General features: G+C 72.7%; 20 protein-coding genes. 17 read left to right on the top strand and 3 right to left on the bottom strand.

Annotated elements, in window-relative coordinates:
• Positions 1-37: 37 nt before the first annotated feature.
• From ppk2 to rpsD, 3 genes are all read left to right on the top strand, one after another.
• Positions 38-847 carry a polyphosphate kinase 2 gene (ppk2, locus tag ABT118_RS09740; protein ID WP_350646201.1) on the top strand — a complete coding sequence of 270 codons (810 nt, stop codon included), beginning with the start codon at positions 38-40 and terminating at the stop codon, positions 845-847.
• Positions 848-879: 32 nt separating this feature from the next.
• Positions 880-2,229, top strand: coding sequence for a replication-associated recombination protein A (locus tag ABT118_RS09735; protein ID WP_350646200.1), 1,350 nt, complete (start codon positions 880-882; stop codon positions 2,227-2,229).
• A 311-nt stretch (positions 2,230-2,540) separates the two neighbouring features.
• Positions 2,541-3,155 (top strand): 30S ribosomal protein S4, encoded by a 615-nt coding sequence (rpsD, locus tag ABT118_RS09730; protein ID WP_184911720.1) that lies wholly within the window; start codon positions 2,541-2,543, stop codon positions 3,153-3,155.
• On the opposite strand, the gene ABT118_RS09725 is transcribed toward rpsD, so the two are convergent.
• Positions 3,143-5,293, bottom strand: coding sequence for an ATP-binding protein (locus ABT118_RS09725; RefSeq protein ID WP_350646199.1), 2,151 nt, complete (start codon positions 5,291-5,293; stop codon positions 3,143-3,145). The two genes, rpsD and ABT118_RS09725, sit on opposite strands and share 13 nt — an antisense overlap.
• A gap of 196 nt (positions 5,294-5,489) precedes the next feature.
• Here ABT118_RS09725 and ABT118_RS09720 point away from each other — a divergent pair, with 196 nt between their 5' ends.
• The 12 genes from ABT118_RS09720 (at position 5,490) to ABT118_RS09665 (ending at position 17,684) form a co-directional block, all read left to right on the top strand.
• Positions 5,490-5,969: a DUF948 domain-containing protein gene (locus tag ABT118_RS09720; protein ID WP_057228183.1), complete on the top strand. Its 480-nt coding sequence runs from the start codon at positions 5,490-5,492 to the stop codon at positions 5,967-5,969.
• Between the two features lie 2 nt (positions 5,970-5,971).
• Positions 5,972-6,409, top strand: a complete 438-nt coding sequence (locus ABT118_RS09715; protein ID WP_350646198.1) for a DUF6167 family protein — start codon at positions 5,972-5,974, stop codon at positions 6,407-6,409.
• On the top strand, positions 6,409-9,078 hold the full coding sequence (gene alaS / locus ABT118_RS09710) for an alanine--tRNA ligase (RefSeq protein WP_350646197.1): 2,670 nt from the start codon (positions 6,409-6,411) through the stop codon (positions 9,076-9,078). The genes ABT118_RS09715 and alaS overlap by 1 nt, the downstream gene beginning before the upstream one ends.
• On the top strand, positions 9,078-9,560 hold the full coding sequence (ruvX, locus tag ABT118_RS09705; RefSeq protein ID WP_350646196.1) for a Holliday junction resolvase RuvX: 483 nt from the start codon (positions 9,078-9,080) through the stop codon (positions 9,558-9,560). The genes alaS and ruvX overlap by 1 nt, the downstream gene beginning before the upstream one ends.
• A gap of 82 nt (positions 9,561-9,642) precedes the next feature.
• Entirely contained in the window at positions 9,643-10,818 is a 1,176-nt protein-coding gene (gene mltG / locus ABT118_RS09700) for an endolytic transglycosylase MltG (RefSeq protein ID WP_350646195.1), read from the top strand.
• A gap of 112 nt (positions 10,819-10,930) precedes the next feature.
• Positions 10,931-12,634 carry an endolytic transglycosylase MltG gene (mltG, locus tag ABT118_RS09695; protein WP_350646194.1) on the top strand — a complete coding sequence of 568 codons (1,704 nt, stop codon included), beginning with the start codon at positions 10,931-10,933 and terminating at the stop codon, positions 12,632-12,634.
• Positions 12,635-12,724: 90 nt separating this feature from the next.
• Positions 12,725-13,558, top strand: a complete 834-nt coding sequence (locus tag ABT118_RS09690) for a shikimate dehydrogenase (RefSeq protein WP_350646193.1) — start codon at positions 12,725-12,727, stop codon at positions 13,556-13,558.
• Positions 13,559-13,674: 116 nt separating this feature from the next.
• The gene (gene aroC / locus ABT118_RS09685) at positions 13,675-14,859 is read left to right on the top strand and encodes a chorismate synthase (RefSeq protein WP_350646192.1); all 1,185 of its coding nucleotides are present in this window, start codon (positions 13,675-13,677) and stop codon (positions 14,857-14,859) included.
• Entirely contained in the window at positions 14,856-15,371 is a 516-nt protein-coding gene (locus tag ABT118_RS09680; RefSeq protein ID WP_350646191.1) for a shikimate kinase, read from the top strand. Before aroC ends, ABT118_RS09680 begins: the two co-directional genes overlap by 4 nt.
• Positions 15,368-16,456 (top strand): 3-dehydroquinate synthase, encoded by a 1,089-nt coding sequence (aroB, locus tag ABT118_RS09675; protein ID WP_350646190.1) that lies wholly within the window; start codon positions 15,368-15,370, stop codon positions 16,454-16,456. Before ABT118_RS09680 ends, aroB begins: the two co-directional genes overlap by 4 nt.
• Positions 16,453-16,893, top strand: coding sequence for a type II 3-dehydroquinate dehydratase (gene aroQ, locus ABT118_RS09670; RefSeq protein ID WP_350646189.1), 441 nt, complete (start codon positions 16,453-16,455; stop codon positions 16,891-16,893). The genes aroB and aroQ overlap by 4 nt, the downstream gene beginning before the upstream one ends.
• 41 nt (positions 16,894-16,934) lie before the next feature.
• Positions 16,935-17,684 (top strand): AAA family ATPase, encoded by a 750-nt coding sequence (locus ABT118_RS09665; protein ID WP_502884506.1) that lies wholly within the window; start codon positions 16,935-16,937, stop codon positions 17,682-17,684.
• 173 nt (positions 17,685-17,857) lie between these two features.
• Here ABT118_RS09665 and ABT118_RS09660 read toward each other — a convergent pair whose 3' ends face one another.
• Entirely contained in the window at positions 17,858-18,289 is a 432-nt protein-coding gene (locus ABT118_RS09660) for a hypothetical protein (RefSeq protein ID WP_350646187.1), read from the bottom strand.
• A 149-nt stretch (positions 18,290-18,438) separates the two neighbouring features.
• Here ABT118_RS09660 and ABT118_RS09655 point away from each other — a divergent pair, with 149 nt between their 5' ends.
• On the top strand, positions 18,439-19,248 hold the full coding sequence (locus ABT118_RS09655; RefSeq protein WP_350646186.1) for an Fpg/Nei family DNA glycosylase: 810 nt from the start codon (positions 18,439-18,441) through the stop codon (positions 19,246-19,248).
• On the opposite strand, the gene ABT118_RS09650 is transcribed toward ABT118_RS09655, so the two are convergent.
• Positions 19,245-20,363 carry an NADH:flavin oxidoreductase gene (locus ABT118_RS09650; protein WP_350646185.1) on the bottom strand — a complete coding sequence of 373 codons (1,119 nt, stop codon included), beginning with the start codon at positions 20,361-20,363 and terminating at the stop codon, positions 19,245-19,247. The two genes, ABT118_RS09655 and ABT118_RS09650, sit on opposite strands and share 4 nt — an antisense overlap.
• Before the next feature lie 175 nt (positions 20,364-20,538).
• Here ABT118_RS09650 and ABT118_RS09645 point away from each other — a divergent pair, with 175 nt between their 5' ends.
• Positions 20,539-22,182 carry a peptide-N4-asparagine amidase gene (locus tag ABT118_RS09645; RefSeq protein ID WP_350646184.1) on the top strand — a complete coding sequence of 548 codons (1,644 nt, stop codon included), beginning with the start codon at positions 20,539-20,541 and terminating at the stop codon, positions 22,180-22,182.
• Positions 22,183-22,192: the final 10 nt, after the last annotated feature.

The following is a 22,192-nucleotide window of genomic DNA, read 5'->3' as shown; positions in this document are numbered from 1 at the left end:
CGTGAGTGCTCATCAGCACCCGTGACTGGAGGGCCCGATGGCGGCGGACGGCAGGAAGCGACTCCCGAAGAAGCCGTACGAGAAGGAGCTGCTCCGGCTGCAGAGCGAGTTGGTGAAGCTCCAGGAGTGGGTCAGGGCCGAGGGGGTCCGGCTGGTGGTGCTCTTCGAGGGCCGGGACGCCGCCGGCAAGGGCGGCGCCATCAAGCGGGTGACCGAGTACCTCAACCCCCGGGTCGCCAGGATCGCCGCGCTGCCCGTCCCGACGGAGCGTCAGCGCGGGCAGTGGTACTTCCAGCGGTACGTGGAGCAGCTGCCCGCCGCCGGCGAGATCGTGCTGTTCGACCGGAGCTGGTACAACCGGGCCGGGGTGGAGAAGGTGATGGGGTTCTGCACCCCGGAGGAGTACTGGCAGTTCCTGCACCAGGCCCCGACCTTCGAACGGATGCTGATCGAGGCGGGCATCGAGCTGCGCAAGTACTGGTTCTCGGTCAGCGACACCGAGCAGGAGCGGCGGTTCCGGGACCGGCTGGAGGACCCGCTGCGGCGCTGGAAGCTCTCGCCGATGGACACCGAGTCGATCTCGCGCTGGGAGGAGTACTCCCGGGCCAAGGACGAGATGTTCGTCTACACCGACATCCCGGAGTCGCCCTGGAACGTGGTGGAGAGCGACGACAAGCGGCGGGCCCGGATCAACATGATCGCCCACCTGCTCTCCACGCTGCCGTACCACGAGGTCAGCCTGCCCGACGTGGAGCTGCCGCCCCGGCCGTCCTCCCGGGGCTACCAGCGGCCGCCGCGCGACCTGCAGAAGTACGTGCCGGACCACGCGGACCGGTTGAAGAGGTAGGGCTGTCGGCGCACTGGCATACCCTTCAAGGCGTGGAACCGGACCTCTTCACCGCAGCCGCCGAGGAACGCCAGCTCCAGGAGCCCGGGCGGGCCCCGCTGGCCGTACGGATGCGCCCGCGCACCCTGGACGAGGTGGCGGGGCAGCGGCAGCTGCTCAAGGACGGGTCCCCGTTGCGGCGGCTGGTGACCAGCACCCGAGGCCCGGCCGCGACCAGTTCGGTGATCCTCTGGGGGCCGCCCGGGACCGGTAAGACCACGCTGGCGCACGTGATCAGCCAGGCGGTGGAGGGCCGGTTCGTCGAGCTCTCCGCGATCACGGCCGGGGTCAAGGAGGTCCGGGCGGTGATCGAGGGCGCGCGGCGCGCGGTCGGGATGAGCGGCCGGGAGACGGTGCTGTTCCTGGACGAGATCCACCGCTTCTCCAAGGCCCAGCAGGACTCGCTGCTGCCCGCGGTGGAGAACCGCTGGGTGACCCTGATCGCCGCCACCACGGAGAACCCGTACTTCTCGGTGATCTCCCCGCTGCTGTCCCGCTCGCTGCTGCTCACCCTGGAGTCGCTGACCGACGACGACATCCGGGTGCTGCTGCGCCGCGCGGTGGCCGACGAGCGCGGTCTGGGCGGGCAGCTGACACTCAGCCAGGAGGCGGAGGACCACCTGGTCCGGATGGCCGGGGGAGACGCCCGCCGCTCGCTCACCACGCTGGAGGCGGCGGCCGGGGCGGCGCTGGAGAAGGGCGAGGAGTCGATCTCGCTGGCCACCACCGAGACGGCGGTGAACCAGGCGGCGGTCCGCTACGACAAGGACGGCGACCAGCACTACGACGTGGCCAGTGCCCTGATCAAGTCGATCCGGGGCAGCGACGTGGACGCCACCCTGCACTACCTGGCCCGCATGATCGAGGCGGGCGAGGACCCGCGCTTCATCGCCCGTCGGCTGATGATCTCGGCCAGCGAGGACGTCGGCCTGGCCGATCCGACGGCGCTCCAGACGGCGGTCGCGGCCGCCCAGGCGGTGGCCCTGATCGGCTTCCCCGAGGCCCGGATCATCCTCTCCCAGGCCGCCATCGCGCTGGCCCTGGCGCCGAAGTCCAACGCGGCCTACCTGGCGATCGACGCGGCACTGGCCGACGTCCGGCAGGGCCTGGCCGGCGCGGTGCCGCCGCACCTGCGGGACGGGCACTACAAGGGCGCCGCCAAGCTCGGCCACGCCCAGGGGTACCAGTACCCGCACGACCTGCCCGAGGGCATCGCGACGCAGCAGTACGCGCCGGACGAGGTGCACGGCAGGGAGTACTACCGGCCGACCAGGCGCGGCGGCGAGGCCAGGTACGCGGACACGGTCGAGTGGACCAGGGCCCGGCTCAAGGGCGATCAGTAAACCTGTACACTTTGCCGAAGTGCCTTGTCCCGGGTACGGCGGTGAGCGAGAGCCCACCGACCGTCCGCACCAGCGGGGCAGTGGCCCGAGCCTCCCTCTCGCAGGGAGTCTCCTGGAGCGTTGCGCACCGTTTTCGGTGTCGCGGGCAGCCCACCACCTTCCCGGCGGTGGGCCGGACGTGTGCAAGCACAGATGTGCCCGGCTCGGAGAGCGGCTGATCACCCTTCGGGGTGGTTTTTCTCCGGGTCGCGAGGAGCGACCTCCATCAACACCTGGTGCAGCCGTATTCATTCGCAAGGAAGGTTTGGTTCATGGCGAACCAGAAGCGCCCCAAGGTCAAGATTGCCCGTGCCCTGGGCATTCCGCTGACCCCGAAGTCCGTCAAGTACTTCGAGGCCCGCCCGTACCCGCCCGGCCAGCACGGCCGTGGCCGCAAGCAGAACTCTGACTACAAGGTCCGTCTGACCGAGAAGCAGCGTCTGCGCGCGCAGTACGACCTCAGCGAGAAGCAGATGGCCCGCGCGTTCGACCGCGCGAAGAAGGCCGAGGGCAAGACCGGTGACGCGCTGATCGCCGAGCTCGAGGTCCGCCTCGACTCGCTGGTGCTGCGTTCGGGCATCGCCCGCACCATCTACCAGGCCCGCCAGATGGTCGTTCACGGCCACATCGAGGTCAACGGTGGCAAGGTCAACAAGCCGTCGTTCCAGCTGAAGCCGGGCTACGTCGTCACCGTGCGTGAGCGTAGCAAGGAGAAGGTCCCGTTCCAGGTCGCCCGTGAGGGTGGCTACGCGGGTGAGGGTCAGACCCCGAAGTACCTCGAGGTCAACCTCCGCGCCCTGGCGTTCCGCCTGGACCGTGCCCCGCAGCGTCGTGAGGTCCCCGTGATCTGCGACGAGCAGCTGGTCGTCGAGTACTACTCGCGCTGACCCGCGGTCGGTACCGAGCCCCGCAGCCTTCCGGCTGCGGGGCTCGGCCCGTTTCCGGGGGCCTCCACCAGGGCCTGGCCGAGCACCCGGGCGGCCGCCTGGTCCAGGTCCAGCGCCGCGCCCAGCGCGAACGCCTCGGCGAACTCCTGCTCCGTCAGCCCCTCCCGGGCCCGCTCCTCGCAGGTCCGGTACGGGCCGTTGAACGAGCTGGACCCGAAGAACGGCTTCCCGACGGCCCGCCAGATCCGGTGCGCCGCGCCCTGCAGCACCCGGGCCTCGTACAGGTCGGGGGCCGGGCCCTCGGTCTCCAGCACCGCCAGCACGTCCAGCGCCAGCACCACCCCGAGCAGGTCCCGGAACAGGTGGTTCAGCCGCACGCACTCCCGCGCGTGCGCCCGGGCCGTGCGCAGCTCGCCGGACACCCAGTTCGAGTACGCCATCGCGTAGAGCCCGTAGGCGTACGCCCACTGCTCGCCGTGCTCCTCGCAGGTCTCCCGGACCTTCTCCAGCCAGTGCTGGCCGGCCTCGGTCTCGCCCTGGAACAGGTAGGCGACGCCGAGCTCGAACATCGCCATCAGGACGTTGCTGTTCAGCTCGCCGATCGCGTCGTAGTGCCACAGCGCGTCCTCGAACAGCTCGGTGGCGCGGCCGAGTTCGTCCCCGATCAGGGCGGCGCAGCCCTGCCGGTGCACGGCGTAGGCCAGCGCCCGGTCGTCGCCGGTCTCCAGCGCCTGCCGGTGGCACTCCGCCAGCGCCGGCCTGGCCCGGACCAGGTCGCCCTGCAGGGTGGCCATGTACCCGGTGACCCAGAGCGCCTTGGCCCGGGCCTCGGTCGGCTCCGGGGCCAGCGCGAGCGCCCGGTCCAGCCAGTGCCGGCCCTCGCCCAGGTGGCCGGAGCCGACCCAGTAGAACCAGAGCGTGCCGGCCAGCAGCAGGGCGAGCTGCTCCTCGCCGGGCTCGGCCAGGCAGAACTCCAGCGCGGTGCGCAGGTTGGGGTGGGCCAGTCTGGTCCGCTCGGCGGTCTCGCTCTGGCGCGGGCCGAACCACTCGATCTCGCCCCAGGTGGCCACCCCGAGGTACCAGTCCCGGTGCCGGCAGCGCAGCCGGTACTCGTCGCCGGTGGCGCGCAGCCACTGGGCGCCGTACTCCCGCAGGGTGTCCAGCAGCCGGTACCGGACGCCGAGTTCGCCCTCCTCCCGGAGCAGCACCGACTTGCCGATCAACTCCCCGATCAGGTCGAGGAGTTCGTCGGCGGCCAGGCCGTCTCCGGCGCAGACGTACTCGGCCGACTCCAGGTCGAAGCTGCCGGCGAAGACGGAGAGCCGGGCCCAGGTCAAACGTTCCTGCGGTGTGCAGAGCTCGTGACTCCACCCGATCGTCGTCCGCAGCGTCTGGTGCCGCTCCGGCGCGGTCCGGTCGCCGCCGGTCAGCAGCCGGAACCGGTCGTTCAGCCGGAGTGCGATCTGCTCGACCGACAGCGCCCGCAGCCGTCCGGCGGCCAGCTCGACCGCGAGCGGGATGCCGTCCAGCCGGCGGCAGAGCCGGGAGACCTCGGCCAGGTTCCGGTCCGTCAGCTCGAAGCCGGGCAGGACCGCGGCCGCCCGGTCGGCGAACAGCCGGACCGCCTCGGCGGGCCCGCCGCCCGGGTCGCTGACCGGGAGCGGCGCGATCGGCAGCCGGTGCTCGCCCGGAACCCGCAGCGTCTCCCGGCTGGTGGCCAGGACCCGCAGGCCCGGCACCGCCCGCAGCAGCGTCCCGACCAGCTCGGCGCAGGGCGCCACCAGGTGCTCGCAGCCGTCCAGCACGATCAGCAGCTCGCGGTCGGCCAGCTGCTCGACCAGCACCTCCTCGGGCGGGCGGGCGGTCGAGTCGGTCAGCCGCAGCGCCTCCAGCACGGCGTGCCCGAGCAGCAGCGGGTCCCGCACGCTGCCCACCTCGACCAGGCGGACGCCGTCCGCGAAGCGGGGAGCCGCGGCGGCGGCCGCGCGCAGCGCCAGCCTGGTCTTCCCGACTCCGCCGGGACCGGTCACCGTGACCAGTCGCCCGACCGTCAACAGCCCGGCCAGCCCGGCGAGTTCGGCCTCCCGCCCGACGAAGCTGGTCATCTCGGCGGGCAGCCGGTTCGCGGTACTGAACACTTCCGTCGCCCCCGTGGGTCCGACCCGGGGCCCGCGACCTGCGAGCCATCCCGCCCAACGACCTGACCCGCCGGTAGGTTACTGAGCCTGGCCGGTCGGCACCCGGTGCGGCGGGCCCCTGGGCGGTGCAACCCGAGGTCTGCGGAGCGCGATAGGGTTCAAGTCTGAGATACGTGGCAAGTAGGGAGCGCGCAAGGTGTCCGTGGGAGAGCTGGCCGGCCTGTTGGTGGCCGTGTTCTGGGCGGTCCTGGTCACCCTGCTCGCCGTGGTGCTGGTGCGGCTCTCGAAGGTGCTGCGGGAGGCGACGGTGCTGGTCGCGGCCGTGACCGAGCAGGCCGTGCCGCTGCTGACCGACGCGGGCGCCGCCGTCCGCAGTGCGAACGAGCAGCTGGAGCGGGTCGACGAGATCACCGCCAACGTGCAGGACGCCGCCGCGAACGCGAACGCGCTGTCCTCCACGGTGGCCGCCACCATCGGCGGGCCGCTGGTGAAGGTGGCCGCGTTCAGCTACGGCGTGCGCAAGGCGGTCAGCCGCCAGCAGGCCGGTCTGACGGTGCCGCAGCAGGCGGGCGAGCGCGAGGAACTGGCCCGGTTGATCCGGGCCGAGGTCAGGGCGGCCACCGCTCCGCGCGGTGGCGGCCTGCTGGGGCGGGTACGCCGAGCGGTGAGGGGCTGACCATGGTGCGACGCATCTTCTGGATGGCGGTCGGCGCCGGTGCCGCCGTCTGGGCCATGGGCAAGGCCAACGAGGCCGTGCACCGGCTGACTCCGGACAGCCTGTCGGGGACGGCCGCGCGCGGCGCCCTGCACCTGGGCGACACCGCCAAGCGCTTCGCCGCCGACGTCCGCGCCGGGATGGCCGAGCGCGAGGAGCAGCTGCGCGGCGACCTCGGCCTGGACGGCACCGCCGTGGTCGAGCCGCCCCGGCGGCGGGCGCTCCGCGGCGAGCCGCCGCTCTCCATCGACGGAGGGGCCCGAGCTATCTCGGCGGCACCGGGTTCACCCGCTGCCGCCCTGCGCCCCAGCAAGCAACGCAAGACCCCCCAAGCCATTGATTCGACGCCGCGTCAGCTCGACGAGCTGCCCGGCGGAACCACCAACCGGAAGGACCAATGATGGAGTCGGCAGAGATCCGCCGCCGTTGGCTGCGCTTCTTCGAGGAGCGCGGCCACACCGTTGTTCCGTCGGCGTCCCTGGTCGCCGACGACCCCACCCTGCTGCTGGTCCCGGCCGGCATGGTGCCCTTCAAGCCGTACTTCCTCAGCGAGGTGAAGCCGCCCTTCAGCCGCGCGACCAGCGTGCAGAAGTGCGTCCGGACCCCGGACATCGAGGAGGTCGGGAAGACCACCCGGCACGGCACCTTCTTCCAGATGTGCGGCAACTTCTCCTTCGGCGACTACTTCAAGGAGGGGGCGATCAGCTATGCGTGGGAGCTGCTGACCACCCCCGTCGCGGAGGGCGGCTACGGCCTGGAGCCCGAGAAGCTCTGGATCACCGTCTACCAGGACGACGACGAGGCCGAGGCGATCTGGCGGGACAAGATCGGCGTCCCGGCCGAGCGGATCCAGCGCCTCGGCAAGGCCGACAACTTCTGGTCGATGGGCGTCCCCGGCCCGTGCGGCCCGTGCTCGGAGATCAACTACGACCGCGGCCCCGCGTACGGCGAGGAGGGCGGCCCGGCCGTCAACGGCGAGCGCTACATGGAGATCTGGAACCTGGTCTTCATGCAGTACGAGCGCGGCGCCGGCTCCGGCAAGGACGACTTCCCGATCCTGGGCGACCTGCCGAACCAGAACATCGACACCGGCCTCGGCCTGGAGCGCCTGGCCACCATCCTGCAGGGCGTCGACAACCTGTTCGAGATCGACACCAGCCGGATGATCCTGGACCGGGCGGCCCAGCTGACCGGCCACACGTACGGCGCCGAGGAGAAGTCCGACGTCTCGCTGCGCGTGGTCGCCGACCACATCCGCACCTCGGTGATGCTGGTCGCCGACGGCGTGACCCCTGGCAACGAGGGCCGCGGCTACGTGCTGCGCCGGATCCTGCGCCGTGCGATCCGCAACATGCGCCTGCTGGGCGCGACCGAGCCGGTCGCCAAGGTGCTCGCGGACGTCACCATCGACGCGATGGGCCCGCAGTACCCGGAGCTGTTCACCGAGAAGACCCGGATCGAAGCCGTGATCGTCGGGGAGGAGGCCTCCTTCCTGGAGACGCTGCGCAGCGGCACCACCCTGCTGGACACCGCCGTCGCCGAGACCAAGTCCGCGGGCTCGGCCGTGATCACCGGGGCCAAGGCGTTCCAGCTGCACGACACCTACGGCTTCCCGATCGACCTCACCCTGGAGATGGCCGCCGAGCAGGGCCTGTCCGTGGACGAGGACGGCTTCCGCTCCCTGATGAAGGAGCAGCGGGACCGGGCCAAGGCCGACGCCAAGGCCAAGAAGCACGGCCACGCGGACGTCTCCGCCTACCGCGAGGTGGCGGACCGCTCCGGCGCGACCGTCTTCACCGGCTACACCGACTCGCACGGCGAGGCCACCGTGGTCGGCCTGCTGGTCGACGGCGTGTCGGCCCCGGCCGCGCACGAGGGCGACGACGTCGAGCTGGTGCTCGACCGCACCCCGTTCTACGCCGAGGGCGGTGGCCAGCTGGCCGACCAGGGCCGGATCCGGCTGGACTCCGGCGCCGTGGTCGAGGTCCGCGACGTGCAGGCCCCGGTGCCCGGTGTGGTCGTGCACAAGGGCCGCGTGGTGGTCGGTGAGGTCGTGCTGGGCGCCCAGGCGTTCACCCAGATCGACCTGGACCGCCGCCGGGCGATCGCCCGCGCGCACTCCGCCACCCACCTGACCCACCAGGCGCTGCGGGACGCGCTCGGCCCCACCGCCGCCCAGGCCGGGTCCGAGAACGCCCCGGGCCGGTTCCGGTTCGACTTCGGCTCGCCCAACGCCGTACCGGGCTCGGTGCTGGTGGACGTCGAGCAGAAGATCAACGACGTGCTGACCCGTGAGCTCGAGGTCACCGCCGAGGTCATGACGATGGATCAGGCCCGCAAGTCGGGTGCGATCGCGATGTTCGGCGAGAAGTACGGCGACGCCGTCCGGGTGGTGACCATCGGGGACTTCTCCAAGGAGCTCTGCGGTGGCACCCACGTCGGCAACACCGCCCAGCTGGGCCTGGTGAAGCTGCTCGGCGAGGCCTCGATCGGCGCCGGTGTGCGCCGGGTCGAGGCGCTGGTCGGCGCCGACGCGTACCGGTTCCTGGCCAAGGAGCACACGGTGGTGGCCCAGCTGACCGAGCTGGTCAAGGGCCGTCCGGAGGAGCTGCCGGAGAAGATCTCGGGCATGCTCGCCAAGCTCAAGGACGCCGAGAAGGAGATCGAGCGCTTCCGCGCCGAGAAGGTGCTCGCGCTCGCCTCCGGCCTCGCCGCGGGTGCCGAGGACGTCAACGGCGTCTCGGTGGTGGCGGCCCGGGTGGCCGACGGCACCGGCGCCGACGACCTGCGCAAGCTGGTCCTGGACGTGCGGGCCCGGCTGGGCTCCCGCCCGGCCGTGGTGGCCGCCTTCACGGTGGCCAACGACCGTCCGGTCACCGTGATCGCCACCAACGAGGACGCCCGCTCGCGCGGCGTCAAGGCCGGCGAGCTGGTCCGGGTCGCGGCCAAGACCCTCGGTGGTGGCGGCGGCGGCAAGGACGACGTGGCCCAGGGCGGCGGCACCAACCCGGCCGCCGTGGACGAGGCGATCGCCGCCGTCCGCGGCCTGGTCGCGGAGCGCGCCAGCTGATGGAGGATCAGGACGAGAAGGTCTTCCGCCGGGGCCGCCGGATCGCCGTGGACGTGGGGGACGCCCGGATCGGGGTCGCCTGCTGCGACCCGGACGGGCTGATCGCCACCCCGGTGGAGACGGTCCCGGCGGGCGGCCGGTCCCAGGCGAGGCTGAAGGAGATCGTCGAGGAGTACGACGCGCTGGAGGTGGTGGTCGGCCTGCCCCGCTCGCTGAGCGGCAAGGAGGGCCCGGCCGCCGTCAAGGTGCGCGCGTACGCGGGGCGGCTGGCCGCGCTGGTCGCCCCGGTGACGGTGCGTCTGGTGGACGAGCGGATGACCACGGTCACTGCCGCCCAGGGCCTGCGGGCCTCGGGGCGCAGCTCCAAGAAGGGCCGCTCGGTGATCGACCAGGCCGCCGCCGTGGTGATCCTGCAGAGCGCCCTTGAGGCCGAACGGGTGAGCGGACGGGCGCCCGGCGAGAGCGTCGAGCCGGTCAGCTGATCATCCTGGTCTAGCGTCCCGGACGGGGCACCTGCTGGTGAGTCACCGGCAGGGGCCCCGTTTCCGCTTTCCGGAGGGGACGATGACCGATCCGTACACCGCACCCGGCCTGACGCCCGGTCACCTCGGCGCGCCGGTGGCCGAGCCCGAGGGGCTGCCGCCCGGCCGGGGCCCGGAACCGCCCGACCCGCGCCGGCTGCGGACCGGTCTGGCCTGCTGCCTGAGCGTGCTGGCACTGGCCGGGGTGGGCGGACTGGCGGCCCTGGCCGTCCTGCTGCTCCTGCCCGGCGGCCAGGAGAAGGCGGCGGACTTCGCCGGCGCGGGCACCGGCTCCGCGCAGGTCTCGGTGGCCCAGGGGGCGACCCTGACCCAGATCGGCCAGACCCTCCAGAAGGAGGGCGTGGTGGCCAGCACCCGGGCCTTCACCGAGGCCGCGGCCAAGAGCCCGGCGGGCACCCGGATCCAGCCCGGCACCTACACGCTCCGGCAGCGTATGGCGGCCGTCTCGGCCCTGAACGTGCTGCTGGACCCGGCGAACGCCAACGCGCTGACCATCCCCGAGGGCCGGCGGGCCGAGCAGATCTACGCCGCCGTCGACCAGAAGCTCAGACTGGCGGAGGGCACCACCAAGGGGGTGGCCGGGCAGCACGCCGCCGCGCTGGGTCTGCCGGAGGCGGCCCAGGGCAATCCGGAGGGGTTCCTGTTCCCGTCCACCTATCCGGTCACCGGTGAGACCACCCCGCTCGGGCTGCTCCAGCTGATGGTGGCCCAGGCGGCGAAGCGGCAGGCGGCCAACGGGGTGGCCGAGGCGGCCGACGCGTACGGCCGGAGCCCGTACGAGATCGTCACGGTGGCCAGCCTGGTGCAGGGCGAGGCGGACAACCCGGAGGACATGGCCAAGGTGGCCAGGGTGGTCTACAACCGGCTGGCGAAGTCGATGCCGCTGCAGTTCGACTCCACCATCAACTACGCGCTCGGCCGGTCGACCCTGACCACCACCACCGGCGACACCAAGCTGGACTCGCCGTTCAACACCTATCTGCACCAGGGCCTGCCGCCGACCCCGATCGCCAACCCGGGCCGGGACGCGCTCCAGGCCGCGACGCACCCGGCGGACGGGGACTGGCTGTACTTCGTCACGGTCGGGCCGGGCGACACCCGCTTCACCGACAGCTTCGACCAGCACCAGCGCAGTGTCACCGAGTTCAACTCCCGGCAGGCGAAGCGCTCGTCCTCACCCAGCGGCAGCGGGCGCTGACCGTCCGTCCGCAACTTCCTTGGTGAACTCCCGGGTACGGTAACGTCTCCCTCCAGGCGTTGCGCTAGCACGCCGGTTCGAGATGCGTTGCCGGATCGGCTTAAGGGGATCGATGACTGATCTGGGCGGGGGCTACCAGCCCCAGGGCACGCAGCCTTGGCAGCCGGGCGACCCCGGTCAGGGCGGCGTCCCGGGCGAGCAGTGGCAGCAGCCGCAGTACGCCCAGGACCAGTACGGCGGCGGCCAGCAGGGGTACCCCCAGCAGCCGCAGCAGCCCTGGCCGCAGCAGCAGCCGCAGCCCCAGTACGGCCAGCCGCAGCAGCCCCAGCAGCCGGGCTACCCGCAGCAGGGCCAGTACGGCTACGGCCAGCAGCAGCCCCAGCCGCAGTACGGCCAGCCGCAGCAGCCGCAGTACGCGCAGCCGCCGCAGCAGCCGCGCCGCCCGATGCCGCCGCAGCAGCAGCAGCAGCAACCGCAACAACAGCCCCAGCCGCCGCAGTACCAGCAGCCGCCGGCCGCGCCGCAGCCGTCGGGCCCCGGTCCGGACGGCATCGACTGGGAGGCCGAGGCCGCCGCGCTCGACGCCCCGCGCCCCGCGCCCCGGATCGACCCCGAGCCCGAGCCGTGGGCGGACGACGTGGTCGAGTCGTACGAGGAGCCGGAGGAGGAGTCCTTCTTCGGCTCCCAGGACGACTCCCGCTCCGCCGAGCGCAACCGCAAGGAGAAGGGCAAGAAGTCCGGCCGCCGCAACAGCGGTGCCTGCCTGGTGGTCGCGCTGGTGCTGCTCGGCGGTGTGGGCGCGGCCGGCTGGTGGGGGTACGGCTTCTACCAGGACCACTTCGCCCCGCCGCCGGACTTCAGCGGCACCGGCACCGGCAGCGTGCAGGTCGAGATCAAGCCGGGCCCGGGCGAGGCGATGGGCGTCACGCTGAAGGAGGCCGGCGTGGTGAAGAGCACCAAGGCCTTCGTCACCGCCTTCAGCAACAACCCGAAGGCGAACACCATCCAGCCCGGGTTCTTCACCCTGCACCACGAGATGTCCGCCGCCGAGGCGGTCAAGCTCCTGGTCGAGTCGGCCGGCGGCAACGCGCTGATCGTGCCCGAGGGCCGCAAGGCCATCGACACCTACGCACTGATCGACGGCAAGCTGAAGCTCGCGCCCGGCACCACCGCGGGCGTCGCCAAGGCCCAGGTGGCCAACCTCGGCCTGCCGCCGTACGCCAACGGCAACCTGGAGGGCTTCCTCTACCCGACCAAGTACTCCATCGCCGACGGCATGAAGCCCGAGGAACTGCTGAAGCAGATGGTCGCCAACGCCACCCAGCACTACCAGGAGCTCAACCTGGACGCGGGGGCGCAGAAGATCGGCCTCAAGAGCGGCTACGAGGTGCTGATCGCGGCCAGCATCCTGCAGGCCGAGGGCAACAACTCGGCCGACTTCGGCAAGATCGCCCGGGTGCTCGCCAACCGCCTGAACACCAACGCGACCCAGGGCAAGCTGCAGCTCGACACCACGCTGCAGTACAAGCTGGGCCGCACCAAGTTCACCGTGGCGGAGAAGGACGGCGACAAGAGCCCGTACAACACGTACGTGAACAAGGGCCTGCCGCCGACCCCGATCTCCAACCCCGGTGACGACGCGATCAAGGCGATGCTCGACCCGACGCCGGGCGACTGGGTCTACTTCGTCGCGCTCTCCCCGCAGGAGACCCGCTTCGCGGCCACGTTCGACGCGTTCAAGAAGGACGTCAAGGACTACTGCACCGCGAACAAGTGGGCCTTCGACGAGGCCGCAGGCATGTGCAAGACGAGCTGACACAGCGGCCGGGAGCCCGCTGAGCACGGGCGGTAGGGTGGCTGCGCCCATGGGAGCCATGGGGCCCGTCTCAGGAAAGGTGGCCACCTCGTGACCACGCAGCACCGGGCGGCCGTGCTCGGCTCGCCGATCGCGCACTCGCTCTCGCCGGTCCTGCACCGGGCGGGCTACGCCGCGCTCGGGCTGACGCAGTGGCAGTACGGCCGGCACGAGGTGGACGAGGCCGGGCTGTCGGCCTTCGTCGCCGGGCTCGACCCGGCGGAGTGGGCCGGGCTGTCGCTGACCATGCCGCTGAAGCGGGCCATCCTGCCGCTGCTGGACGAGGTGAGCGAGACCGCGCTGAGCGTGGACGCGGTGAACACCGTGGTGTTCGGCCCCGGCGGCCACCGGCGCGGGGACAACACCGACGTGCCCGGGCTGGTGAACGCGCTGCGCGAGCGCGGCATCGCCTCGGTCGACGCCGCCTCGGTGCTCGGCGCGGGCGCCACCGCCTCCTCCGCGCTGGCCGCGCTGGCACAGGTCTGCACCGGTGAGGTCACCGTCTACGTGCGCAGCCCCGAGCGGGCCGCCGAGATGCGGGAGCTGGGGGAGCGGCTCGGTCTGGCCCTCCGTACGGCGGACTGGGCGGACGGGGCCGCGGCGCTGGCCGCCCCGCTCACGATCTCCACCACCCCCGCCGGGGCCACCGACGACTTCGGGGCGGGCCTGCCCGCCGCGCCCGGCGCGCTGTTCGACGTGCTCTACCACCCCTGGCCGACCAAGCTGGTCGCGGCGGTCGCCGAACGGGGGGCCACCGTGCTGGGCGGGCTGGACCTGCTGGTGCATCAGGCGGTGCTGCAGTTCGAGTACTTCACCGGCGTGGCCGAGGGACCGCTGGCCGCGATGCGGACCGCGGGCGAGGCGGCGCTGGCCGGGCCGAGCTGACAAGGTTCGGACCGTTCATGTCCGTAACGCGGACCATGCGCCCGATGGCTCGCGGGACGTGAAAGGATCGTGGCGAACGAACGCCTGGCCTGCTGGCCGCTGACGAAGGAGCTCCGTTGGGTACGTTGCGCTGGCTGACGGCGGGGGAGTCGCACGGTCCCGCACTGGTCGCGACGCTGGAGGGCCTGCCGGCCGGAGTGCCGGTGACCACCGAGCTGGTCGCCGACGCGCTGGCCCGCCGCCGACTCGGCTACGGCCGGGGTGCCCGGATGAAGTTCGAGCAGGACGAGGTCACCTTCCTCGGTGGCGTCCGGCACGGCGAGACCATGGGGTCCCCGGTCGCCGTGATGGTCGGCAACACCGAGTGGCCCAAGTGGGAACAGGTCATGTCGGCCGACCCGATCGACCCGGAGATCCTCGCCGGTCTGGCCCGGAACGAGGCGCTGACCCGCCCCCGCCCCGGCCACGCCGACCTGGCCGGCATGCAGAAGTACTCGATCGACGAGGCCCGCCCGATCCTGGAGCGCGCCTCCGCCCGTGAGACCGCGGCCCGGGTCGCGCTCGGCGCGGTCGCCCGCTCCTACCTCAAGGCGACCTGCGGCATCGAGATCGTCTCGCACGTGGTCGAGCTGGCCGCCGCCAAGGCGCCCGCCGGTGTGCTGCCGCTGCCCTCGGACGAGGCCCGCCTCGACGAGGACCCGGTGCGCTGCCTGGACCCGGACGCGAGCAAGGCGATGGTCGCCGAGATCGACCAGGCGCACAAGGACGGCGACACCCTCGGCGGTGTGGTCGAGGTGCTGGCGTACGGCGTGCCGGTCGGCCTGGGTTCGCACGTGCACTGGGACCGCCGGCTGGACGCTCGGCTGGCCGCCGCCCTGATGGGCATTCAGGCGATCAAGGGCGTCGAGGTCGGCGACGGCTTCGAGCTGGCCCGGGTGCCGGGCTCGCAGGCGCACGACGAGATCGTCCCGGGCGAGGACGGCCTCAAGCGGACCTCCGGCCGCTCCGGCGGCACCGAGGGCGGCCTCTCCACCGGCGAGCTGCTCCGGGTGCGCGCCGCGATGAAGCCGATCGCGACCGTGCCGCGCGCGCTGCAGACCGTGGACGTGCGCACCGGTGAGGTCGCCAAGGCGCACCACCAGCGCTCGGACGTCTGCGCCGTGCCGGCCGCGGGCATCGTCGCCGAGGCGATGGTGGCCCTGGTGCTGGCCGACGCGGTGGCGGAGAAGTTCGGCGGCGACAACGTCTCCGAGACCCGCCGCAACGTGCAGGGCTACCTCGACAACCTGATCGTCCGATGACCGCACCGGTCGTCGTGCTGGTCGGCCCGCCCGGGGCCGGCAAGAGCACGGTCGGCAGGCTGCTCGCGGAGCGGCTCGGGGTCGCCTTCCGGGACACCGACGCCGACATCGAGCAGCTCGCGGGCAAGCCGATCCCGGAGATCTTCATCGACGAGGGCGAGCCGCACTTCCGGGCGCTGGAGGTGCGCGCCGTCGAGGCGGCCGCCACCGCGCACGAGGGCGTGCTCGCGCTCGGCGGCGGCGCCGTGATGGCCGAGCAGACCCGTGGCCTGCTGCGCGACCTCCCGGTGGTGTTCCTGGAGGTGGCGCTCGGCGACGCGGTCAAGCGGGTCGGCCTGGACGCCCCGCGCCCGCTGCTCGCGGTGAACCCGCGGGCCGCCTGGCGCGAGCTGATGGAGGCCCGCCGCCCGCTCTACCTGGAGGTGGCCACCGCGGTGGTGGGCACCGAGGGCCGTTCGCCGGAGCAGGTCGCGGACGCCGTACTGGAAGCACTGGAGTTGAAGACAGCATGAGCGACACCGTCACGATCCACGTCGGCGGCAGTGCCGGGCACGACCCGTACGACGTGCTGATCGGCCGTCAGCTGCTGGGCGAGCTGGGCCGGCTGATCGGCACCCGGGCCAAGCGGGTGGCGATCATCCACCCGGAGGCGCTGGAGGCCACCGGCGAGGCGATCCGCGAGGACCTGGCCGCCGAGGGCTACGACGCCATCCTGCTCCAGGTGCCCAACGCCGAGGAGGCGAAGAGCGCCGAGGTGGCCGCGTACTGCTGGTCGGTGCTCGGGCAGACCGGCTTCACCCGCAGTGACGTGATCGTCGGCCTGGGCGGCGGCGCCACCACCGACCTGGCCGGCTTCGTGGCGGCCACCTGGCTGCGCGGGGTGCGCTGGGTGTCGATGCCCACCACGCTGCTCGGCATGGTGGACGCGGCGGTCGGCGGCAAGACCGGCATCAACATCGCCGAGGGCAAGAACATGGTCGGCGCCTTCCACCCGCCGGTGGGCGTGCTGGCGGACCTGGCCACGCTGGAGACCGTGCCCACGCACGACTACGTCTCCGGCCTGGCCGAGGTGATCAAGTGCGGCTTCATCGCCGACCCGGCCATCCTGGACCTGATCGAGGCCGACCCGGAGGGCGCCAGGACGCCGGCCGGGCAGCACACGGTGGAGCTGATCCGCCGGGCGATCCAGGTCAAGGCCGACGTGGTCTCGGGCGACCTCAAGGAGAACGGCCTCCGCGAGATCCTCAACTACGGCCACACCCTGGGCCACGCGATCGAGCGCAACGAGCGGTACAAGTGGCGGCACGGCGCCGCGATCTCCATCGGCATGGTCTTCGCCGCCGAACTCGGCCGGCTGGCCGGGCGGCTGGACGACGAGACGGCCGACCGGCACCGGTCGGTGCTCGGCTCGGTCGGCCTGCCGCTGACCTACCGCGCGGACGCCTGGCCGAAGCTGCTGGACGCGATGAAGATCGACAAGAAGTCGCGCGGCGACCTGCTCCGCTTCATCGTGCTGGACGGTCTGGCCAAGACCTCGGTGCTGGAGGGCCCGGACCCGCAGGTGCTGGCGGCCGCGTACGCCGAGGTGTCGGCATGACCCGGGTGCTGGTGCTGAACGGCCCCAACCTCGGCCGCCTCGGCAGCCGGGAGCCGGACGTCTACGGCGCCACCTCGTACGCCGGGCTGGTCGAGCGCTGCACCGCGCTCGGCAAGGAGCTCGGCTTCGAGGTGGAGGTCAAGGAGACCAACTCCGAGCAGCAGATGATCGAGTGGCTGCACTGGGCGGCCGACGAGAAGACCCCCGTGGTGATCAACCCGGGTGCCTTCACGCACTACTCGTACGGGATGCGGGACGCCGCCGCGCAGCGGACCGCCCCGCTGATCGAGGTGCACATCTCCAACCCGTACGCCCGGGAGACCTTCCGGCACAACTCGGTGATCGCCTCGGTCGCCTCCGGCACCATCGCCGGATTCGGCCTCGGCAGCTATGAGCTGGCGCTTCGTGCGCTCGCGGAGCAGCTCACCACCCGCTGACGCATGATCAGCAAATATTGATCACTGCCTGGTGGCGGGCTGTGCCCGCCACCGGGCCGACGTGTAGTGTCCCCGTCGGGAGGTGCTCAGTGACGCAGTACGCAGGGGGAGGACACGTGCCGCCGCGGCCGCCGGCGGCACCGCCGGGCTACTCCGTCCAGCCACCGCCCTACCCCGCGCAGACCGGGCACTTCGTGCTGCCGACCGGCGCGCCGGTGCAGCTCCCGCCGCCGCAGGCCCCCGCGCTCACCCTCGCCGTGCTGCTGATCGGCCCGGCCGGAGCGGGCAAGACCACGGTGGCCAGGCACTGGGCCGAGCGCCGGCCCACCGCCACCGCGCACATCAGCCTGGACGACGTCCGCGAGTGGGTGCAGTCCGGCTTCGCCAACCCGCAGTCGGGCTGGAACGACGCCTCCGAGGCGCAGTACCGGCTGGCCCGCCGCACCTGCGGCTTCGCCTGCCGCAACTACCTGGCCAACGGCATCTCCTGCATCATCGACGACGCCGTCTTCCCCGACCTGCCCGCGGTCGGCCTCGGCGGCTGGAAGCGGCACATCGGCCCCGGCATGATCCCGGTGGTGCTGCTGCCCGGCCTCGACTCGGTGCTGGCCCGCAACGCCCGCCGGGCCGGCAACCGCCGGCTCAGCGACGAGGAAGTGGCCCGGATCCACGGCCGGATGGCCGGCTGGTACAACTCCGGGCTGCCGATCATCGACAACTCCCAGCTGGATGTCCCGGCCACCGCGGCGGCGCTGGACCAGGTGATAGCGGCCCGGCTGGCCGGCCGCTAGGGCCTGTCGTCGAACCCCCCGTCTGCGGGCCGCCGCCGGGGCACGCACCTCGCCGGCTTCTCGTCGGTCGATGATGCTCCGCATCTATCTCCCTCCTCGGCACCGCCGAGCCACGCACCCCAACGACGCCCCACCCGCCCTCCGGGCGGACGACGGGGGTTCGACGACAGGCCCTAGTACACCTGGGGCCCGGGCCCGGGCTTGCTGCCGAACGGGAACAGCGGCCAGCCCTGCATGCAGGGGCCGCCGGGCTCGATCGCCTCCGGCCAGCCCATCCCGGCCCGGTAGAGCAGGGTCAGCACCACGGCTGCCGCGAGGACCACAACCCAGCGGAACAGGTGCTCGTCCGGCCCGGTCTTCGCCCGGAGCAGGAACTGAAGCGCAATCAGCAGCGCTGTCGTCAGCAGCCACACCGCAGGCACGGTCAGGAGGAGCAGCCCGCTCCGCGCGGCCGCGTCGTTGCCGAGCGGACAGTCCGCCCAGGCCTGCGTGGTCCACCGGGTCCCGAGCAGGGTGCCCACGAGCGCCAGGACCGGTGCGGCCGGCAGCCACCCGGCGCTCAGCAGCCCGTGCTGCCGCCCCGGCCGGTCCGAAGTCACTGTCATGGGGCCCCCGCTCGATGGATCCGTCTCCGTACAGCAGGGAGAGACAGACCGGAGCGGCCCGCGGTTCCACGGCCCCGCCGACCAGCTCGGGCTGTCGGTCCCACCTGCGAGAATGGGTGCAAAGCCGGACGTCACCAGGGGGAGCAGCCGTGCCCGAGGGCCACATCATCCACCGCCTCGCCGTCGAGAACGCGAAGGCGTTCGCGCACCGCCCGGCCCGGGTCTCCAGCCCGCAGGGCCGGTTCGCGGAGGGCGCCGCGCTGATCGACGGTCAGCAGCTGACGGCCGCCGAGGCGCACGGCAAGCACCTCTTCCTCGGCTTCGAGGCGGGCGCCTGGCTGCACATCCACCTCGGCCTCTACGGCGGCTTCACCTTCGGCACCGGCCCGGCCCCCGCCCCGGTCGGCCTGATCCGGCTCCGGCTGGAGAACGACGCGTCCTACGCCGACCTGCGCGGCCCGAACACCTGTGAACTCCTCACCGGCGCCGAGAAGTCGGCGATCCACGCCCGGCTCGGCCCGGACCCGCTGCGCCCCGGCACGGACCCGGACCCGGCCTGGCAGCGGATCTCCCGCAGTGGCACCACGATCGCCGCGCTGCTGATGGACCAGAAGGTGCTGGCGGGCGTCGGCAACGTCTACCGGGCCGAGGTGCTGTTCCGTCTCGGCATCGACCCGCACCGCGCGGGCCGGGACCTGACCCGGGCCGAGTGGGACGCGATCTGGGCCGACCTGGTCGAGCTGATGCAGGACGGCGCGGGCATCGGCCGGATCGACACCGTCCGCCCCGAGCACACCCCCGAGGCGATGGGCCGCCCGCCCCGGGTGGACGACCACGGCGGCGAGGTCTACGTCTACCGCCGGGCCGCCCTGCCGTGCCTGGTCTGCGGCACCGAGGTGCGGACGGAGTCGCACGCCGCCCGCAACCTCTTCTGGTGCCCGCGCTGCCAGCAGCGTTAGTGCAGTGTCCTGAGCGCCTCCACCGCGAACGGCTTGAGCTCGTCGGTGCGGCCGCTCAGGATCTTCTCCACCCACTGAGGGTCGCCGAGCAGCGCCCGGCCGATCGCGATCAGGTCGAACTCGTCCCGCTCCAGCCGGTCCAGCAGTCCGTCGATGCCGGCGGTCCCGCTGCCCCGGCCCAGGAAGGCGTTGGTGAACTCGCCGTCCAGGCCGACCGAGCCGACGCTGATGGCGGGCCGGCCGGAGAGCTTCTTCACCCAGCCCGCGAGGTTGAGGTCGGAGCCGGCGAACTCGGGCTGCCAGTAGCGGCGGGTGGAGGCGTGGAAGGCGTCCACCCCGGCCTCGGCCAGCGGGGTGAGCACAGCTTCCAGCTCCTGCGGCGTGCTGCCGATCCTGGCGTCGAAGTGGCCGGCCTTCCACTGCGACATCCGGAACACGATCGGGAAGTCCGGTGCCACCACCTGGCGGCAGGCGGCCACCAGCTCGGCGGCGAACCTGGTCCGGGCGACCGGGTCGCCGCCGTAGCCGTCGGTGCGCCGGTTGGTGTGCTCCCAGAGGAACTGGTCGATCAGGTAGCCGTGGGCGCCGTGGATCTCGATGCCGTCGAAGCCGCGCGCCTCGGCGGCGGCCGCCCCGGCGGCGAAGGCGGCGATCACGTCGTCCAGGTCCTGACGGGTCATCGCGTGGCCGTGCTCGGTGCCCTCCAGCGGGATGCCGGACGGGCCGACCCTGGGCGCCGCCGGGACGGGCGGGGCGCCGGCCACCCGGGCCATCCCGACGTGCCAGAGCTGGGGGACGATCTTCCCGCCGGCCCGGTGCACCGCGTCCGCCACCCCGGCCCAGCCCGCCAGCGCGTCCTCGCCGTGGAAGTGCGGGACGGCGGGCCGGGTGCCCGCGGAGGGGTGGTCCACGTAGGTGCCCTCGGTGATGATCAGGCCGACCCCGCCGGCCGCCCGGCGGGCGTAGTACTCCGCCACGTCGGCCCCGGGCACGCCGCCGGGGGAGAACTCACGGGTCATCGGCGCCATCACGATCCGGTTCCGCAGGGCGAGGCTGCCGAGCGAGAACGGGCGGTCGAGGATCTCGGTGACACGTGCGGCTGTGCTGCTGGACATCTGGTGATCCACCTTCGGGGACGACAGGGGTGACCGAGTCCGTGGCGGACCGGGTCAGCCAGCACCAACCCGGTCGTGCGCGTCCGGATTCCCGGGGATTATTGACAGGTCCAGTTCATCGCCGGAAGGATGCCGCTGCCCGAACCATGACGGACCGTCAGCCCCGGAGGCCGCGTTGCCCCACCGTCCCGTACTCCGCCGAGCGGTCCGCGCTCTGTGCGCCGCCGCCCTCGCCCTCGCGGCCACCCTCGCGGGCGGCGGCCCCGCGCACGCCGACTTCGGCTCCGACTACCACGACCCGATCACCGCCGCGAAGCCGCTGACCAGGCCGGACACCCGTTCCTGCACGGTCGAGGTGATGCACGAACGGGCCTTCCGCAACGGCTACGGCAACCCGGCCGACACCCCGTACGCCGGCACCCTGACCCCGCCCGCCGACTGCGCCGGCCCCTGGTCGAAGGTGGTGCTCGACCTGCACGGCAGCGTCGCCGGGCGCCAGTTCGACCGCCTGTTCACCGTCCGGGTCGGCGGGGTCGAGGTGCTGATGTCCTCCACCCCGGAGCCCTCCCAGGACGGCATCGAGTGGCGGGTCGAGCGCGACGTGACCCGGTACGCGCCGGTGCTGACGGGCCCGCAGCCGTTCGAGTTCGACCTGGCCAACGTCACCGACTCCACCTACACCGGCGTCTTCGTGATCTCGGCGAGCTTCACCTTCTACACCGCCTCGTCCGCCTGGCCGGCCGCCCGGACCGCCGACCGGGTGCTTACCGGCGGCGGCTTCACGCTCGACCGCGCGCACCCTTCCACCGCCAAGGAGTTCACCCTCCCGCGCAACCTGGAGCGCCTGACCGCCGAGGTGTACGCCCGGGGCGGCGGGGCGTGCGAGGAGTTCGCGTACGCCTCCGCGCCTGAGGAGTTCGTCCAGGCCAACCCCGGCCGGGGGTACTGCGGCCAGGGCCCGTTCCGCGAACTGGTGCTGGCCGTGGACGGCCGGACGGCCGGTGCGGTCTGGCCCTACCCGGTGATCTACACCGGCGGCTGGGACCCGCTGCTCTGGCGGCCGACCCCCGGCATCTTCGCCTTCGACCTGCCCGCCTACCAGGTCGACCTGACCCCGTACGTCGGCCTGCTGGTGGACGGCCGCCCGCACACCGTCTCGCTCACCGTCAACCGGGCCGAGCAGCAGAGCAACGACGGCTGGACCGGCCAGCTCAACCTGTTCGCCGACCTCGACCACGGCAGCACCCGCACCTCCGGCGCCCTCACCGAGCACCGGGTCGCTGCTGCGGCCGCCACCGACGTCGCCCTCACCGACCTCGGCGGCGGCAGCGGCGACTGGACCGTCACGGCGGCCCGGCACGACCTGGCCAGGGGCTGGGTGCAGACCTCGCACGGCCGGGTCAGCACCGAGACCCGGACCGACCGGAGCTTCCGCTCCACCCAGCAACTGCGCGACACCGGCAACGACCTGACGCTGCACAACCGCACCGACCAGAGCTGGAGCACCGTGCGCACGGGCGGCGGCCGCCCGTCCGTCAGCACCGGGTCCGAGAGCGCACCGCTCGACGTCTCCTACCGTTACACCGCCGACGCGGCGGGCAGCACCGACCAGCGCACCGCGATGGTGCTCGGCCTCCACCGCAGCGACAGCGCCGACGGCCGCCGCAGCACCGTCGACCACACCTACGCCCCGACCGCCCACCGCCACAGCGGCGACGCGACCGTCCGCACCGCCGACTCGGTCGAGAGCTACCGCAGCACCGGGCCGGACGGACCGTACGCCCGCACCATCACCACCCGGGACGGCTGGCCGCTCTGATCATCAGCAC

Origin of the sequence: Kitasatospora sp. NPDC002040 (assembly GCF_040296785.1) — a bacterium.
Taxonomy (GTDB): domain Bacteria; phylum Actinomycetota; class Actinomycetes; order Streptomycetales; family Streptomycetaceae; genus Kitasatospora.
The sequence above is the reverse complement of the archived record's forward strand: the minus strand, read 5'-3'. Positions and strand labels throughout refer to the sequence as shown.